13 protein-coding genes are annotated in these 15,573 nt (G+C 40.6%); 11 read left to right on the forward strand and 2 right to left on the reverse strand.

The annotated features are described in order from the left end of the window. The first annotated feature begins 62 nt into the window (after positions 1 to 62). The 8 genes from MKY14_RS05520 to MKY14_RS05555 all read left to right on the forward strand — a co-directional run bounded on the left by MKY14_RS05520 (position 63) and on the right by MKY14_RS05555 (position 9,454). Positions 63 to 833: a flavodoxin family protein gene (locus MKY14_RS05520; protein ID WP_340975954.1), complete on the forward strand. Its 771-nt coding sequence runs from the start codon at positions 63 to 65 to the stop codon at positions 831 to 833. 76 nt (positions 834 to 909) lie between these two features. After that, positions 910 to 3,294, forward strand: coding sequence for a polyprenyl synthetase family protein (locus tag MKY14_RS05525; protein ID WP_340975955.1), 2,385 nt, complete (start codon positions 910 to 912; stop codon positions 3,292 to 3,294). Positions 3,295 to 3,460: 166 nt separating this feature from the next. Next, complete coding sequence (locus tag MKY14_RS05530) at positions 3,461 to 3,958, forward strand: RNA polymerase sigma factor (protein ID WP_076125874.1); 498 nt, start codon at positions 3,461 to 3,463, stop codon at positions 3,956 to 3,958. A 17-nt stretch (positions 3,959 to 3,975) separates the two neighbouring features. Further along, entirely contained in the window at positions 3,976 to 5,457 is a 1,482-nt protein-coding gene (locus tag MKY14_RS05535) for a DUF4179 domain-containing protein (protein WP_076125748.1), read from the forward strand. Positions 5,458 to 5,512: 55 nt separating this feature from the next. Next, positions 5,513 to 6,079 carry an HAD family hydrolase gene (locus tag MKY14_RS05540; protein ID WP_340975956.1) on the forward strand — a complete coding sequence of 189 codons (567 nt, stop codon included), beginning with the start codon at positions 5,513 to 5,515 and terminating at the stop codon, positions 6,077 to 6,079. 284 nt (positions 6,080 to 6,363) lie between these two features. Beyond that, positions 6,364 to 7,731, forward strand: a complete 1,368-nt coding sequence (gene nhaC, locus MKY14_RS05545) for a Na+/H+ antiporter NhaC (protein WP_340975957.1) — start codon at positions 6,364 to 6,366, stop codon at positions 7,729 to 7,731. A gap of 94 nt (positions 7,732 to 7,825) precedes the next feature. Further along, positions 7,826 to 9,046, forward strand: a complete 1,221-nt coding sequence (locus MKY14_RS05550; RefSeq protein WP_076184556.1) for a GNAT family N-acetyltransferase — start codon at positions 7,826 to 7,828, stop codon at positions 9,044 to 9,046. An 84-nt stretch (positions 9,047 to 9,130) separates the two neighbouring features. After that, complete coding sequence (locus MKY14_RS05555) at positions 9,131 to 9,454, forward strand: hypothetical protein (protein ID WP_036677934.1); 324 nt, start codon at positions 9,131 to 9,133, stop codon at positions 9,452 to 9,454. Between the two features lie 44 nt (positions 9,455 to 9,498). Here MKY14_RS05555 and MKY14_RS05560 read toward each other — a convergent pair whose 3' ends face one another. Beyond that, positions 9,499 to 10,374, reverse strand: coding sequence for a deoxyribonuclease IV (locus MKY14_RS05560; protein ID WP_076303784.1), 876 nt, complete (start codon positions 10,372 to 10,374; stop codon positions 9,499 to 9,501). Positions 10,375 to 10,574: 200 nt separating this feature from the next. Further along, complete coding sequence (locus MKY14_RS05565; protein ID WP_340975958.1) at positions 10,575 to 11,606, reverse strand: M23 family metallopeptidase; 1,032 nt, start codon at positions 11,604 to 11,606, stop codon at positions 10,575 to 10,577. Between the two features lie 191 nt (positions 11,607 to 11,797). Here MKY14_RS05565 and MKY14_RS05570 point away from each other — a divergent pair, with 191 nt between their 5' ends. From MKY14_RS05570 to MKY14_RS05580, 3 genes are all read left to right on the forward strand, one after another. Beyond that, positions 11,798 to 12,553 (forward strand): response regulator transcription factor, encoded by a 756-nt coding sequence (locus tag MKY14_RS05570; protein ID WP_076217551.1) that lies wholly within the window; start codon positions 11,798 to 11,800, stop codon positions 12,551 to 12,553. Continuing rightward, entirely contained in the window at positions 12,550 to 14,301 is a 1,752-nt protein-coding gene (locus MKY14_RS05575; protein WP_339174185.1) for a sensor histidine kinase, read from the forward strand. Before MKY14_RS05570 ends, MKY14_RS05575 begins: the two co-directional genes overlap by 4 nt. A gap of 195 nt (positions 14,302 to 14,496) precedes the next feature. Beyond that, positions 14,497 to 15,363 (forward strand): SDR family oxidoreductase, encoded by an 867-nt coding sequence (locus tag MKY14_RS05580; RefSeq protein WP_339174188.1) that lies wholly within the window; start codon positions 14,497 to 14,499, stop codon positions 15,361 to 15,363. The last annotated feature ends 210 nt before the right edge of the window (positions 15,364 to 15,573 follow it).

Raw genomic sequence — 15,573 nt, forward strand, 5'->3', positions numbered from 1 at the left:
AAAAAAATATTCATTCATATTGATGGGTCTTATTCAAAATATGCATATATGGAGGGGTTCAAATGAAAAAAGTTACTGCATTTATTGGGAATCAACAAAAGCATGCGACCTTTGAAGCGGTTTGTGAATTTGGCAATAATTTAAAAGCATATGGTGATATTGAATTTGAGTATGTCTTTTTAAAAGATTATCGGCTTGAATATTGCCGGGGCTGCAAGATATGTTTCAATAAAGGTGAGGAATATTGTCCACTAAAGGATGATCGCGATGTATTGATGGAGAAAATGATCCATTCTGACGGAATTATTTTCGCCACGCCTAATTATGCATTTCATGTATCGGCACCGATGAAGAACCTCTTGGACCGGCTTGCTTTTGTATTTCATAGACCTCGATTTTTCGGGAAAACCTTCACGGCTATTGTCAATCAGGGGATCTTTGGAGGCAGCAAAATTGTGAAATACCTTAGTAATATGGGCGAGAATTTCGGATTTCAAGTTACAAAATGCTGTGTCTTGACTACTTTGGAGCCAAGAACAGAAGTTGCGCAGAAAAAAATGACGAGAGAAATAAAGAAAGCCTCCGAAAGATTCTATAAGGACCTTATGTCGCCCAAGACTCCAGTTCCTTCTTTTCTCAGATTAATGCTGTTTCGAATGTCACGTACAAGTATAAAAACAATGCTTGATGATCATTCCAAGGATTATCGTTATTACAAAGAACAAGGCTGGTTTGAGTCGGGTTATTATTATCCTGTTTCATTGGGTCCTATAAAAAGGACAGCGGGTCTGATCTTTGACTTTATTGGGAAACGTATGGCGAAGAATTCGTAACCATAAAGACACTTCTCCGTATAAGATATGAACATGACCGACAATTAACCAAAAGAGAAGTTGAGGTAATCCACCTATGAATGTGAATGTAACCGATCATGCCGATTCAGCCTATTCGCTAGCTGAGCAGAGGGCGGCTCAGTATTTTGTTTCACTGTACATGCAGTTCAAAGAAAAAACTTATGTATCTACTCTCACTGAAGATATTCAATTATGGAAAAAACATCATATTCATCGCCGCTCATGGTTGTCATTTTTCTCTAGAGGGAAAAGGAAACCTGATTCGCAGGATTATCATAGGTATATAGGCTGGCTGAATCTTAACGGTAAATTGGATGATTATTTAGATCGCAGCGTGTCCTATTTATATATGAGGGATCTGGGCAAAGCCTTGGATTCTACTGATACACAAAACAGGATTCAGCGAATGGTTGCTGACATTAGATCTCAATTGATCCCAGACGATTCAACAACGATAAGAGATCAATCGGAATTTATGAGTTTGGCAGGAGTATATCGCTGGGCGCAGAAAGAAGGCGTCGAGACCGCCACCATCTGGGTGATCGACAAGCTAAAGAACGTATCAACCCATATTCCGCAGGAAATGAATGCCGAACAAGCGCAGCGTAAGTTAATTAAGATCATTATCGGGGTCATTCTGCATGTAATGGAGGAAATGGGGGAGAGTACCCCACCTTTGGAACGTTCTAAGAAGCTTAGTGAAGCCATTAGACTTGGTTATTCTTATGGGCTGACTTACCCTTTTATTGATGATCTTCTCGATTCCAGTGTCTTAACGGTTCAAGAAAAAGAGCAATTTTCCCTCATGATACGCGACGCTATCCTTACTAGATCTGTGCCTGAGCTTGGAGAATGGTCCAGAGAGAACATGGAATTCATTCGATACGTACATTCGGAGCTTAGTGAAGCTTTCGAATATATTAAAAGCTATCAACGTCCAGAAATGCAGAACATATTTTTCGAGCAATCCTTTGTGTTTTTTCAATCTCAGGAGCTGGACCGTGTTAAGGAACTTTCCAACGCTAATTACACCAATGAAGAGCTTTATATCCCCATTATCTTAAAATCCTCTTCTTCCCGTTTAATTGTCCGATCCGTTATTAGTGCACCTACAGATGATGGATTTGATCAACGCACTTTTTATTATGGTCTTTACAATCAACTGGCTGATGATTTTGCAGATATGTTTGACGATATGAAAGAGGGAGCGGTAACGCCGTATACCTATTTTCTGAAATACCGTGATCAACGTTCAGATTTGATAAACCCTTTTGAATTATACTGGACCGTCATCTCTCATCTAATCCATTCCGTATATCACTCCGATGCCAAAACCCGTGAAGTGATTCTAGATCGAGCAATTAACGGTTTGAAGCGTTGTAAAGAACGTGTGGGTACTGAAAAGTATAAAGAGATTATGGAGATCTTTGCTTCGGGTCAACCCGAATTTAATCGTCTCGTGCAGCAAATGGTGTTGAAAGCTGATGATGTGGATTTTTTTGACAAACTACTAAGAGATCAAATGCTTACGAATTTAAAAAACAACAAGCAGGAAAAGGTGGATTTTCACAATACGATTCAAAAGGTTCGTGGTGAAATCAACAATCAATTGCCGATTAATAAACCTGTTGGGACACCAGCTATGAAAGAAATGTTAATTGATGCAGCCAATTATAGTTTAGAGGGTGATGGCAAGCGAATACGACCTATTCTGACTTGGGTTATGGGGGTGAACGAATACGGATTAGACAGCGCGGCAATTGTGCCGCTTTTGAGGTCTTTGGAATATATGCATACTGCATCCTTAATTTTCGATGATCTGCCCTCACAGGATAATGCCCCCACTCGAAGAGGCCGTTCAACTCTACATGAGGTGTATAATAGCGCAACGGCGGAATTGACAGGACTCTTTCTAATTCAGAAGTCGATTGAGGAACAGGCATCCCTTTCTACATTCGATGCTAAATCCGTAATTGCTTTAATGCAATATTCAGCTCAAAAGGCGGAAGATACCTGCATGGGGCAAGCGATGGATTTGAATTCTAAAGGGAAAGCATTGACGCTAGAGCAATTAAATATGATTTGTTTCTATAAGACGGGCATTGCGTTCGAAGCTTCACTAGTTATGCCAGCGATTCTCGCACAGGTTAAGGAGACAGAAATTGAAGCTTTGAAGAAATTTGCTTATCATGCGGGGATTGCTTTTCAGATTAAAGATGATTTACTCGACTTGGAAGGGGATTTACAATTACTGGGTAAGCCCACAGGGCAGGATGTTGAGAATAACAATGCAACGTTTGTCTCCATTCTGGGTTCAGAAGGCGCTAGAAAAGAGATGTGGGAGCACTATTGTCTTGCCATGGAGGCGCTAAAAGAGATCCCCCGCAATATCAATTTTTTAAAACATCTATTGAATTATATGGTTAATCGTGATCGATAAATATGAAAATGGAGTGTTGGCATCTTTGCCAGCACTTTTTTATGAAAAAAATCAATCGTTTTTACGTTCAACTCCGTCTTACTTATAAGAACATCAGAACGATGACTTTATCCTAATACCGACACTGACAAAAAAAGAGGGGGTGTGGTGAGTGGTGGATAGGACGATGGACGAGGTCAGAATGGTTGATTTTGCCCGAATGGATGAGGAAGTTTTCTTTAAACGCCTGTATGTGGAGCATCGGAAAATGTACACTGTCGCTTATAGTTATCTACGGACAGAAGCGGACGCGTTAGAAGTTGTACAAGAGGCTTCATGTCGAGCCTGGATGAAACGTAAGAAGCTTAAAGATGAACAGTCATTTACACCTTGGTTGATTCGAATTACGATCAATTGCTGTATGGATGAACTACGACGAAAAAAACGAGTGATTCCTACGGAGAAGCTGGCAGAGGTTGCAACTCAGGAAATGAAAAGTAACGACCGGATTGATCTGGAACGTGCTCTGAACCGATTAAAGCCCAAATATCGGCATGTGGTACTTCTTAAATATTACAATGACATGACTACAATCGAAATCGCAAAAGTGCTAAAAAAACCTGAAGGTACAATCAAAACCTGGTTACGCGAGGGACTTAAACAGCTTCGTAATGTGCTGAAGTGATATGGGAGGTGAACGGAGTGACAGATAAAGAAGATCGTATTTTGCAGAAAAATGTTGATGAAATGAATCAGAATACTGAAACTTTACAGGAAATGAAAATTTATAACGCGATGCGAAAGGGAATTATGGAAGGAAAAAAACGTGAGAAACGCCGCGTTTATACCGCAGGTTTGGGAGTGATCGCAGTTGCAGCCGCAGCCCTTTTATTTACATACTCTTCAATCGGGTTACCGGCCAAGGAAGTGGCTGAACCTTCAGTTCAAACCGCCAGCCCTAAAAATACAGATGATTTTGCAGCTTATCGTTCATTTTCAAGGTTAGAACCAGCGCTTGCTAGTGCTCTGGAAGAGAATCTCGTGATGCCGGTGGGTCAGAGCGCGGAAAACAAGGGGTACCGAGTGGATGTAACTGGTGCAGTAACAGATGGAAGGAAGGTGTATATTCTATACAGTGTTCAGAACAATACAGACAAAGAAGTTATACATGCGAATTTTGCGCTTCAATATGAAGGCATACAGGAGTCGAATCTACATAAAGGTGCTGCACTAAGTATGCTTGCCAGCGATAACCGAATTCAACCAGGCCAGTCTAAGGATTTTATATACACTACTAGTCTTTCACCAACGGTTAAATATCCAAAGGAAGTAAACTATAATGTCATTCTCACTGAAACTTCAGATAAGGCGCTACAATCCAGTAGTAATAAGTACCGGACTAATCTGGATGTTGCTTTCGAACTTAATCCTGATATGCTCAAAGCACAGGAAAGAATTCTAAAAACGGATAAAACGCTGACAGTTGACGGGCAAAAGATTAAAGTGAATCTAGTGCAATATACACCGCTTAGTACCTATGTAGATTTGGAGTATGATCCGAACAATGATAAACAAATTTTCCAATTGATTAATCCAGTTCTGATTAGTACAAATGGGGGAGCTACCGAAAAATTATTTTACCCCGACATCATCAACTCTGACAATTCTGAAGTCTATTCGGACAACTCCAAGTTTACACTGGTGTTCAGGAACAGCCAGAGCAGTCTAAACCGTCAGCCAGACACCGTTTCATTAAAAACCTTTGGTATCTCGGCAGTGGAAAAGAATAAAATGAAAATTGTTGTCGATCTCAATAAGCAGCAAATCATTGAAGCACCGGGAAGTGGCCTTGAGCTTGTTGTTCCAACGCAAGAGAATTATGCAGATGAAGGAGAGATCTTGTTGCGGCATACAATTACTGATGCCGAATATTTAAAATACTACACTAGACTTGCTGAGACTTTTACTGATGCGGAAGGAAATGTGCATAAAAGAGCAATCAAAACAACTTCGGCAGGAAACTTCGGTGGCTACATGACTTCAAAGGATGGTACAGCCGTGGATGAAATGCGTTATACTTTTGGAAAGGGAGCGAAAGATTATCCTCAACCCCTAACGATTACGCTAGAGAAATATATTAATCCGATTATGGATACGCAAGCCGTAGAGTTATTTTCTAAGTAATAGAAGCTTAACGATTAATAATCTTATATTTGTTGTAATCCTATAGGAGGTAGTTATGCGTAAATATAACACTGTAATCTTTGATGTGGATGGAACCTTAATTGATACAGAAATCGCTGTTCTGAGTTCTCTGCAAAAGATGTTAAAGGTGGATCATAACAGAGAGTATGAATTGTCAGAGCTCTATTTTGTGTTAGGTATTCCCGGTTCAGCTTCATTACCACAACTTGGGATCGAAGATATTCATGAGGGCAATGAGAGATGGAATGTTTTCATGAAAGATTTCTATGATACTATTAACATCTTTGACGGAATTGTAGATGTAATGAGTTCATTACAGTCAAAAGAGATCGTTCAAGGAATTGTGACTTCCAAGACAAGAGATGAGCTAAATGACGATTTCGTTCCATTTGGCTTAACTAAATATTTATCATATACCGTTATCGCAGAAGATACAGCAGAGCATAAGCCACATCCAGACCCCTTGCTAGAATTTATTAGAGTATCAAAAGCAAACCCTGAATCATCTATTTACATAGGGGACACGATTTATGATTATGAATGTGCACGAGATGCTGGTGTCGATTTTGGATTTAACTTTATGGGGATGCAAGCAGCATGAGCATATTCCCGCGAAATATAAATTTGAAACTCCGCAGGATATTTTAAAGCTGCAATTGTAAAGTGAATAGGGTGAATATATAGCAGAGCGGCATTTTGCCCTCTGTTTTTTTAATGGAAAAACCTTCATTGTATGTTCTTAACATTGACTCTTCTCTATCTTATCGTTAATATTACCTCTGTGCTTCATTGCCCAAAAGCCTAAAAGCTTAAAAGCTTAAAAGTAAGGAAGCACCGCAATCTCCGAATTTTATCCCAATCACAATGTTAAGGAGCACTATCGTTATGGACCGTCAGCTTAGTTTTTCAAAAAGTATGATTATTATCGCTTTTATTTTTGCACTTCTTTTTGTATCTATTTTCCTATTGAAAGCAGAACCTCATATCCCTCTTCTCGCAACCACAGTTGGCACAGCAGTCTTATTGGGTTTATTTGGCGTGTCATGGAAAGATATTGAGGCAGCTATCATTAAAGGCATCCAAACAGCTATAATGCCCATTCTTATCCTCATGCTAATCGGAATATTGATCGCTGTATGGATGATGAGTGGTACGGTGCCTACACTTTTATTTTATGGTATGGATTATATTAATCCGAACTACTTTGCAGTAAGCGCGTTATATGTCACAATTGTCGTCTCTATGTTTACTGGAAGCTCATTCACCACCGTTAGCACGATCGGCGTAGCTTTGATGGGTATTGCTTTGACGACAGGGATTTCTCCCACACTTGCTGCTGGAGCGATCATTTGCGGAGCTTGTTTTGGTGATAAAATGTCACCCTTATCCGATACGACGAATTTTGCACCTGCAGTGGTAGGTATATCCTTGTTCACACATATTCGTAATATGATGTACACAACGATTCCAGCGCTTATTATAACTACTGTCTTTTTCTTGTTCGCACCAAAAGCCGATGCGATTGATTTATCGTCGATTCAGGGGATTAAGTTTGCTCTACAAGATGGATTTCATATCCACTGGTTAACGTTGATCTCACCACTTGCCGTTATTATTTGCTCAATCAAACGAATCCCAATCCTTCCTACACTGATAGTTGGTATTGTTACTGGTCTTCTAGTGACCGCTATTATTCAGCAGCAGGCAGAAATCGGTGTCTGGTTCAGTGTGATGCAGAATGGATACGAAAGTACTATTGCCAATGGAACCGTTGCTTCTATCGTTAACCGAGGTGGAATGCAATCAATGATGAGTTCCGTTTCACTTATCTTGATTGCTTTATCATTAGGCGGGCTAATACAACATTGTGGTGTCATAGAGGCTTTTTTTCGCAAAATCATTCAACCCCTCAAACGTAAAAGCAGTATCGTGCTTATGAGCGGCGCATCATCCATTGCGGTTAATGGGATGACTGGTGAACAGTATCTTTCTATTTTGTTGCCTGGTCAAATGTTCAAAGATGAATATAATCACCGAGGCATTCCAGCAAAGACACTATCCCGTACGTTAGAGGATTGTGGAACCCTTGTTAATCCTTTAATTCCTTGGGGAGTTAGCGGTGCTTTTTTCGCTGCTACACTAGGTGTGCCGGTAATTGAATATATACCTTATGCCACCCTTCTGTGGTTAAGCCCATTCATTACGTTTGCGTATGCTTTGATCCCGCAGCTGCAAAAGAATTCGCTAGGCTAACCTTCTCTGAAAGAATGTATTTATTGAACGGATATAAAGAATAATAAGAGTGATTTCTGATTTATATCTGGGGAATTCAGCGGGGGTATTGCTAGTGAGTCGCAATAAGTTACAGGACAGAATCAGGTTAGCAAATGTCGAGACTAAACATGCAGAGCAATTTAATAATTTATTGCGTTATGTATTTCAAGTGACGAATCGTGATTTACAAATCTTTGGTTGGGAAAATCGTGAAATCACCCAAGCGAAGCTGCCAGTTCTAAAGTATGCTGATGTGGTCGGTTGGTTTGATGGTGATAAATTGATTTCACAGTTAGCAGTATACCCATTTCAAGTAAATATTTTTGGGCGAATTTATGAGATGGGTGGCCTGACGGGTGTTGGAACCTATCCCGAATATGCTAATTTAGGTTTAATGAATAAGCTGATGTTGCATGCATTAACTAAAATGCGGGGCCGCAAGCAATCAATTTCTTATCTATTTCCGTATTCTATTCCGTATTATAGGCGGAAAGGCTGGGAGATCATTACCGATAAAATCTCATTTGAAGTTCCGGATACCCAGCTGCCGAAAACTAAAAAAGTTCCTGGGAACGTGGAGCGGGTAACTATTGAACATCCAGATATCAAGGAGATATATGATCAGTTCTCCATGCAGCATCATGGAGCTATGCTTCGAAATAAGTTGGCTTGGGAAGAATATTTACGCTGGGATCTGGATGAAATGACAGTGGGCATCTACTATAACAATGATGATTTGCCCACAGGGTATTTGTTGTATTGGGTTGCTGAGGAGATCTTTTACATCAAAGAAATGGTATATATTAACGAAGAAGCTCGCGTGGGATTATGGAACTTTATAAGTGCACATTTTTCGATGATTACTCTTGTCAAAGGGGATATTTATAAAGGGGAGCCGCTTTCCTTCGTTTTAGATGATGGTGACATCAAGGAAACCATTGCTCCTTATTTTATGGCCCGGATAGTGGATGTGCAATTATTTATCGAACAGTATCCGTTTAAAAAACAGGATAAAGATGGTTGCCTTATCTTCACCTTGAGTGATCCGATGCTGGAATGGAACCGGGGTACATTTACGCTTAATGTGGATAAAGATGGAACAGGTGTTTTGCACGCAGGAGGGACTAACCCTTCCTTGTTGATTGACATTCCTACTTTAACCACGATGTTAATGGGCTATAAGCGACCTACCTATTTGGCTAGGATCGGTCGGATCCAGGCAGATGAAGCTACAGTTCAATTCCTGGAAGGGTTAATCAGGCCAGAACATCCTTATTTCTCTGATTATTTTTAAAAAGCATACTCTAATGAGTGTGCTTTTTTCTTCTTTTATAGTAGAATTGATTCTCGGCAACACTAAATGATATGGGGTGTAAGAATGGCGATTAATTTCACCAAACCAATGATCCAAAGGTTAGAACAAGAAATCATAGAGGTAGAGAGCAAGCTCAAAAACGTGAAGAACAAAAAAGAAAAATCCAAATTCAAAATTAATCAATTAGAACAGGATATGAAATTTAGCAAGTCTCACACAGATTTGAGCAGTAAAATGACGCGAATCAAAAAGCTTAACGATGAAATTAAGAACATGAATCGCCTGCAAGCTGATCTTTCCAAAGAATTAACAGCAAAGAAAAACTCGTTAAAAAAACTCCAGGTAAATGGAACCGCACCTACTACAATTGATTCCACAAAAGGATAGTCGATCATGGCTGCACAGATGAAAAACCGCGTAATTGGCGGTTTTTATTTTTTTACCAGCTCATCTGTTTCTCCCCTTAACAAGGAAATCTCATGCTTATAGGGTGCGTTTACATATTTCTTTTCACCGATGGAGGGAGTCTCTAGGAGTTTGGGAATGGTTGATAGTTGAGGATGGTGGACCACATATCGAAGCGCCTGAAGGCCGATATATCCGTGTCCTATATTTTCGTGCCTGTCTTTATGTGAGCCCATAATATTCTTTGAATCATTGACGTGAATTACCTTTAGTCGCTCTATTCCGATCAATCGATCAAATTTATCCAATATGCCATCAAAATCTTCTTTTACGTTATAACCGGCATCATGGATATGGCAAGTATCCAAACAAATTGATAGGCGCTCATTATGGGTCACTCCATCAATAATAGCTGCAAGTTCTTCAAAAGAGACTCCACATTCACTACCTTTTCCAGCCATAGTTTCTAATGAAACCTGAACATTTCGTTTATCTGTTAGCACTTCGTTTAAGCCTTCCACGATCCGAGAGATTCCAGCTTGAGAGCCAGCACCAACATGGGAGCCAGGATGTAGGACGATTTGGGTTGAACCCAAAGCTTCTGTTCTTATGATTTCTGATTGAAGAAACTCTATACTATGCTCAAAGACCTGTGCCGAAAGTGTATTTCCTAAGTTAACAATAAATGGAGCGTGTACAATAATATTAGAAATACCGTTATCTCTCATATGAGCATGTCCTGCTTCAATATTCAAAGCTTCAATGGGTTTGCGGCGTGTATTTTGTGGGGCTCCGGTATAAAAAAGGAAGGTGGTCGCTCCATAAGAGGCTGCCTCTTCACTAGCTCGAAGGAGCATTTTTGTTCCGGTCATAGACACATGAGAGCCTAGGAGTAAAGACATCGGGGTTGACACTTCCTTTCCTCTGAAAAGAGAGCCATATTTAGTCACTATATATCCTATATGTCTATTATTATTTGTGAATTACCCGGATTATATGTATTGGTATTACAAGAAAGTAGGATGTTTTTTAGGGAAGATCAAGGTTGTCTCATCTGATTTATTATTTATGAGAGACAACCTTAGCGACCCGGAATTTAGCGCTAATTAGCAGCGGAAATAGTCTCACCTTGAATTGGTTTTAAATTTTGCTCCCATTTAACTCTGATTGCCCGGGAAGTGAATAGATCAGCTCCATCTGAGATTTGGAAGTGTAGATGGGCCTCGCTCGTATTACCAGAATTACCTGTTAAGCCAATAACTTCACCTTTTTCGACTTTATCCCCCGGTTTTAAAGTAACTGACCCATGTTTGAGATGCGCCAAATGACTATATTCCCCGCCATGATCAATGACAACGATATTTCCGGTAGCTTGATTCGGATTCATGACCCCAACTGGCTCATTGTCTTTAATGTCATTCACAACCGATACAACGGTGCCGTCCGCTGGAGCGAGAATGTTTTTGCCAAAGGCATAATAGCTTTCATTTTTTAGTGGATCTCCTGTATAGGAATAGTTATCTTTGGTTTGGATAAAATCGTAAGCGTACCGCTGGATTTCTAACTCATAATGATAATTCACAAGCACATTTTCACCACCCCAAAATACATACCAATCTCCCTCAAACGGCAGTGCGTATTCATGTTTGCTTAGTACATTGTCGGTTTCAGGAGAAGGGGTAAGCTCTTGAACTTGAATTAATGTAATCGTCCCATCCGGATCAAACATCCCGACAAGCCCCTTATTGCCAGCATCACTAACCCATGTGCGTCGATCAAATCCATTAAGCTGCATGGTCGATGCCTTTTCCAATGCATGGATACCCTTAGTGAATTCTTTTCCTGTCTCTGTTAATTCTGCTTCACTTATTTCATCTTTTAAAGGCTGATTAAAGCGGGCATACAACTCCTTGTACTTCCCGTCCAGTAGAATCTTTGATAGTTCATCTGGAGCAAATCCGCTCAGAATGGCAGCTGTGGCCGGGCTTGTTGTCTGCTCCGCCTTTTCAGTAGTCGGCACATCTGCATTCTCTCCTCCACAGGCAGCCATTAATAAAGACAATGACCCTACAGCCAATGCAGTTCTTGTATTCAAAATAACTTTATGAATGATTTTTTTAGGTTTTTTGTTCATATATATCGCCTCCCAGTATTACGATTGTAGCAGTCTATCCTTAGCTCTTCTGAAATTCTATATTAACACTTACATAATTTACTAGCTATTTAATGAATACGAATTAAGCTTCCGTTAAGATTAGTAAGATTGCTAGCCAAAAAAATCATGCTATGATGTTAAAAACGTCTATTGTGAAAGGGAAAATTTATATGAATGAGGCTTCAATTTTATTGGTTGATGATGAGGTATCGCTTTTAGACATTATGGAGACAGTGCTGCGTAAGGAAGGCTACGCCAATATAGATACAGTGCAAACAGGTGAGGAAGCAGTAAGTGCCTGTGAATCCAAAAAATATGATTTAATTGTGCTGGATGTAATGCTGCCCGGACGAAGTGGTATCGAAATCTGCCCTTTTATCCGTCAGACGACGGATGCCCCTATTCTTTTTCTGACTGCTCGAACGTCTGATTTCGATAAATTAACGGGATTTGCTATAGGCGGAGATGATTATATTACCAAGCCCTTTAACCCGCTTGAAGTGGTGGCTCGTATAAGAGCACAACTGCGGAGATATTTTGCTTCTGCTAACCAACAGGCTACTGGCAAGAGTGTAGAAATAGTCCCCAATAAATCTGCAAATGTATATGATTACGGAAGGTTTAAGCTAGATGAGACAGCGGGAGAACTCCTGGTAGAGGGTCAGTCTGTTGCTTGTCCGGCACTTGTATTTCAACTGCTGGTCTTCTTATGCAAACATCCTAATCAGATTTTCAGCAAAAGTGAGTTATATGAGAAAGTATGGGGCGATGAAGCACTGAGCGATGATAATACGGTCATGGTTCATATTCATCGAATTAGAGAACGTATCGAAGCAGACCCGTCCGATCCAAAATTTATTGTTAACGTTAGGGGTCTTGGTTATAAGCTGGTGAAGGTAGACCGCCAGGAGTTGTCCATGCCATGAATATCAAACGTCGGTTAACGTTAAGGTTCGTTCTACAGCTAGCAATTACGGGAATGGTTGTTCTCGCTATTGCAGCAGTAACGTTTACTTGGATGCTGTTGCGTTTTCTCGATATCAGTATTACGCGTGATTTTGCTAATGTTGGCTTAGAGCAACTGGTTGAATCCTCCAAAATCGATGAGAAGGGCATTCAATTTTCCCCGAGCTTGCTGGAGCAAGTGAAGAAGAATAAGGGCTGGCTGCAAAATATCGATGAAAATGGAAAAGTTGAAAGTGCCTACAACACTCCAAAAGATGTCCCAATTCAATATGGACCGGGTGAAGTAGTCGCCTATTGGACAGGGACTCAGCCTTTTCCGTATACTCTGGCTGTATGGATTCAAGAGAAAAATGGGAGACAATTCACGCTTCTTTATGGCGCGCCAAATACACTAGATCCTTTGTTAAAAAAAATGAGCGAAGGTACATTTGATGCAGTAGATGGAGATCTGGTTCTGCCTGATTCGATTGAAAGAGAAATTAAATCATCACAGGCTTTTGTTCAACTCATTGATTCATCGGGTACGGAGCTGCTCTCCTATAATAGGCCAAAGATGATTCCCACCAAGTACTCAGTGCCAGAGCTAGCACTACGCACTCTCTACAGTGAACGTTACGGCTATCATGTCCGATCTTCTTTTGATAAACAAACGGGCCAAACATGGATCGTTGGACAACCGAACGTAAAGGGTGCAGATACAGGACAAAAGGTATGGGTACCTGAAGAGGTTAAAATTGTCATTAAAGGCTCATTAGCAATGCTCGCGGCTTTATTGCTTGCATTTATATTGCTATCTTTATGGCAAGCTCATAGGTTTGGAGCGCCAATGCTGCATATGCTTGTATGGCTCGATTCTATTGGAAATGCCATATATACAGAGCCTTTGGACCGTAAAGGAAATCGTCGTAGTCGAACACACGTAGGTAAATGGAGGCGGAGATACCGGGTTTTTTCTGATGTAATGGTCTCCATAGAGAAATTATCTGCTAATTTGCAGAGAGATCAGGCGTTGCGGCAACAAACAGAGAATTTGAGGGAAGAATGGATCGCAGGTGTTACACATGATTTAAAAACTCCTTTATCTTCTATAACTGGTTATGCTCATTTACTGGCGGAGCCTTCGTATGATTGGTCGAAAGAGGAAGTTCGCAAGTTTACAAGGACGATGCTGGATAAATCAGCCCATATGGACATGCTGATCAGTGATCTTGCCATGACCTATCGGCTAAAAACAGGGATCAAGCCACCAGAGCTGATGGAAGTGGAATTGAACTCTTGGTTACATCAAACCCTTGATCAAGCTGCTGCAAATCCCGAATACGGGAAGCAGCGAATTATATTTGTGCCGGCACCAAACGAAGTGAGGGCCCGATTGTATACTCCATGGCTAGAGCGGGTTGTGAACAATTTGACTGCGAATGCTTTACTTCATAACCCCTCGGATACGATTTTAACGGTTTCGCTTACTATGAATGATTTGGACAGTGGATTTACTATTCAATTTTCCGATGATGGCGATGGAATGGATGAAGTCACACTTAACCGATTATTTGAACGTTATTATCGAGGAACGGACACCGTATCTAGCTCCAACGGATCCGGCCTTGGCATGGCGATCTCCAAGGGATTAATCGAATGTATGGAGGGCAGAATTGCTGTTGAGAGTAGCCCTGGACAAGGGACCATTATTAAGTTGAGTTGGAGCTAATCATAGAACCAGCGTTTTTCCTAACGGAAATGACGGTGTTTTTTTTGTTCTGAATATAATTTTTTAATTCTCCTGTTTATTATCCAGCCAGAGTTGGGATCATAAATAAGTTGACATCCAAACTGATTGTAACTACAATAGTTACAGGTAGTGGTTAAAATAAATTTATCATCCTAATTTGAGGAGGAAGTAAAAATGAAAATAGCAATAACAGGAGCAACAGGTCAATTCGGATCATTGGTGATAGAAGCTTTACTTAAAACTGTACCCGCAAGTGATCTTGTAGTTAGTGTGCGGAACCCAGAAAAAGCAAGTGATCTTCAGGCACGTGGAGTGGAAGTCCGTCATGGTGATTTTGATCAACCTGAGACGCTGGAATCAGCATTTGCCAGTGTGGATCGATTATTAATTGTATCTGCAGATGGTGATAATGAAACCCGGATTCGTCAACATAAAGCAGCTGTTGCTGCTGCGGAAAAAGCAGGCGTCGGCTTCATTGCCTACACAAGTGTAGGACAAGCAGACAAGAGTGAACTATTTCTTGCTGAAGTTCACCGCATCACCGAAGAAGCTATTCGCGCAACAGGCATTCCTTACAGCTTCCTCCGTAATAACTGGTATTTGGAGAATGAGATCGGCTCCATTCAAGGTGCTCTAGCAGGTGCCCCATGGGTGACTTCAGCAGGGAATGGTAAAGTTGGCTGGGCTACACGCGGAGATTATGCAGAAGCTGCAGCAAATGTTCTGACAGGTGACGGACATGAGAACACAGTGTATGAATTGTCTGGCAACCCTTTAACACAAGAGGAATTGACTGAGATCATAGGCAGTGTAATCGGTAAAGAAATCAAAGTAATCCAGGTTGACGACGAGGCTTATGCCAAGACCATGTCGGAGGTGGGTGTCCCAGAAGCTGCGCTTCCAATAGTTGTAGCTATACAACGTGGGATTCGTGAAGGTTGGCTTAATATTGAAAGTAGCGATTTAGAGAAACTGCTGAAACGTTCAGCTACTCCTCTTGCGGATGTCATTCGTGTTATGGTCGGTAATTTACAAGCATAATAATATAAAAGATAAAAGGCTTCCTCGAGGTTGAAAAACCAGTGAGGAGGCCTTTTTTTGTGTTGATAGAGGATGAATCAAATACATAACTTTTCACTATTTTGCCTTGTTCATAATTGTGTTAGTTTAGTTTAACTAGTTATACTAAAAGAAATGGAAGATACTTTGAGTGAGTACATAATCTGGCGAATAAGCGAAGGAGATGATTAC

The sequence above is a fragment of the Paenibacillus sp. FSL R5-0887 genome (assembly GCF_038002305.1).
GTDB classification, from domain to species: domain Bacteria; phylum Bacillota; class Bacilli; order Paenibacillales; family Paenibacillaceae; genus Paenibacillus_AQ; species Paenibacillus_AQ odorifer.

What these genes read in the sequence shown, in the direction of transcription:
- MKY14_RS05520 (WP_340975954.1), top strand. Translation starts at nt 63, where the DNA reads ATGAAAAAAGTTACTGCATTTATTGGGAATCAACAAAAGCATGCGACC.
- MKY14_RS05525 (WP_340975955.1), top strand. Translation starts at nt 910, where the DNA reads ATGAATGTGAATGTAACCGATCATGCCGATTCAGCCTATTCGCTAGCT.
- MKY14_RS05530 (WP_076125874.1), top strand. Translation starts at nt 3,461, where the DNA reads ATGGACGAGGTCAGAATGGTTGATTTTGCCCGAATGGATGAGGAAGTT.
- MKY14_RS05540 (WP_340975956.1), top strand. Translation starts at nt 5,513, where the DNA reads ATGCGTAAATATAACACTGTAATCTTTGATGTGGATGGAACCTTAATT.
- nhaC (WP_340975957.1), top strand. Translation starts at nt 6,364, where the DNA reads ATGGACCGTCAGCTTAGTTTTTCAAAAAGTATGATTATTATCGCTTTT.
- MKY14_RS05555 (WP_036677934.1), top strand. Translation starts at nt 9,131, where the DNA reads ATGGCGATTAATTTCACCAAACCAATGATCCAAAGGTTAGAACAAGAA.
- MKY14_RS05560 (WP_076303784.1), bottom strand. Translation starts at nt 10,374, where the DNA reads ATGTCTTTACTCCTAGGCTCTCATGTGTCTATGACCGGAACAAAAATG.
- MKY14_RS05565 (WP_340975958.1), bottom strand. Translation starts at nt 11,606, where the DNA reads ATGAACAAAAAACCTAAAAAAATCATTCATAAAGTTATTTTGAATACA.
- MKY14_RS05570 (WP_076217551.1), top strand. Translation starts at nt 11,798, where the DNA reads ATGAATGAGGCTTCAATTTTATTGGTTGATGATGAGGTATCGCTTTTA.
- MKY14_RS05575 (WP_339174185.1), top strand. Translation starts at nt 12,550, where the DNA reads ATGAATATCAAACGTCGGTTAACGTTAAGGTTCGTTCTACAGCTAGCA.
- MKY14_RS05580 (WP_339174188.1), top strand. Translation starts at nt 14,497, where the DNA reads ATGAAAATAGCAATAACAGGAGCAACAGGTCAATTCGGATCATTGGTG.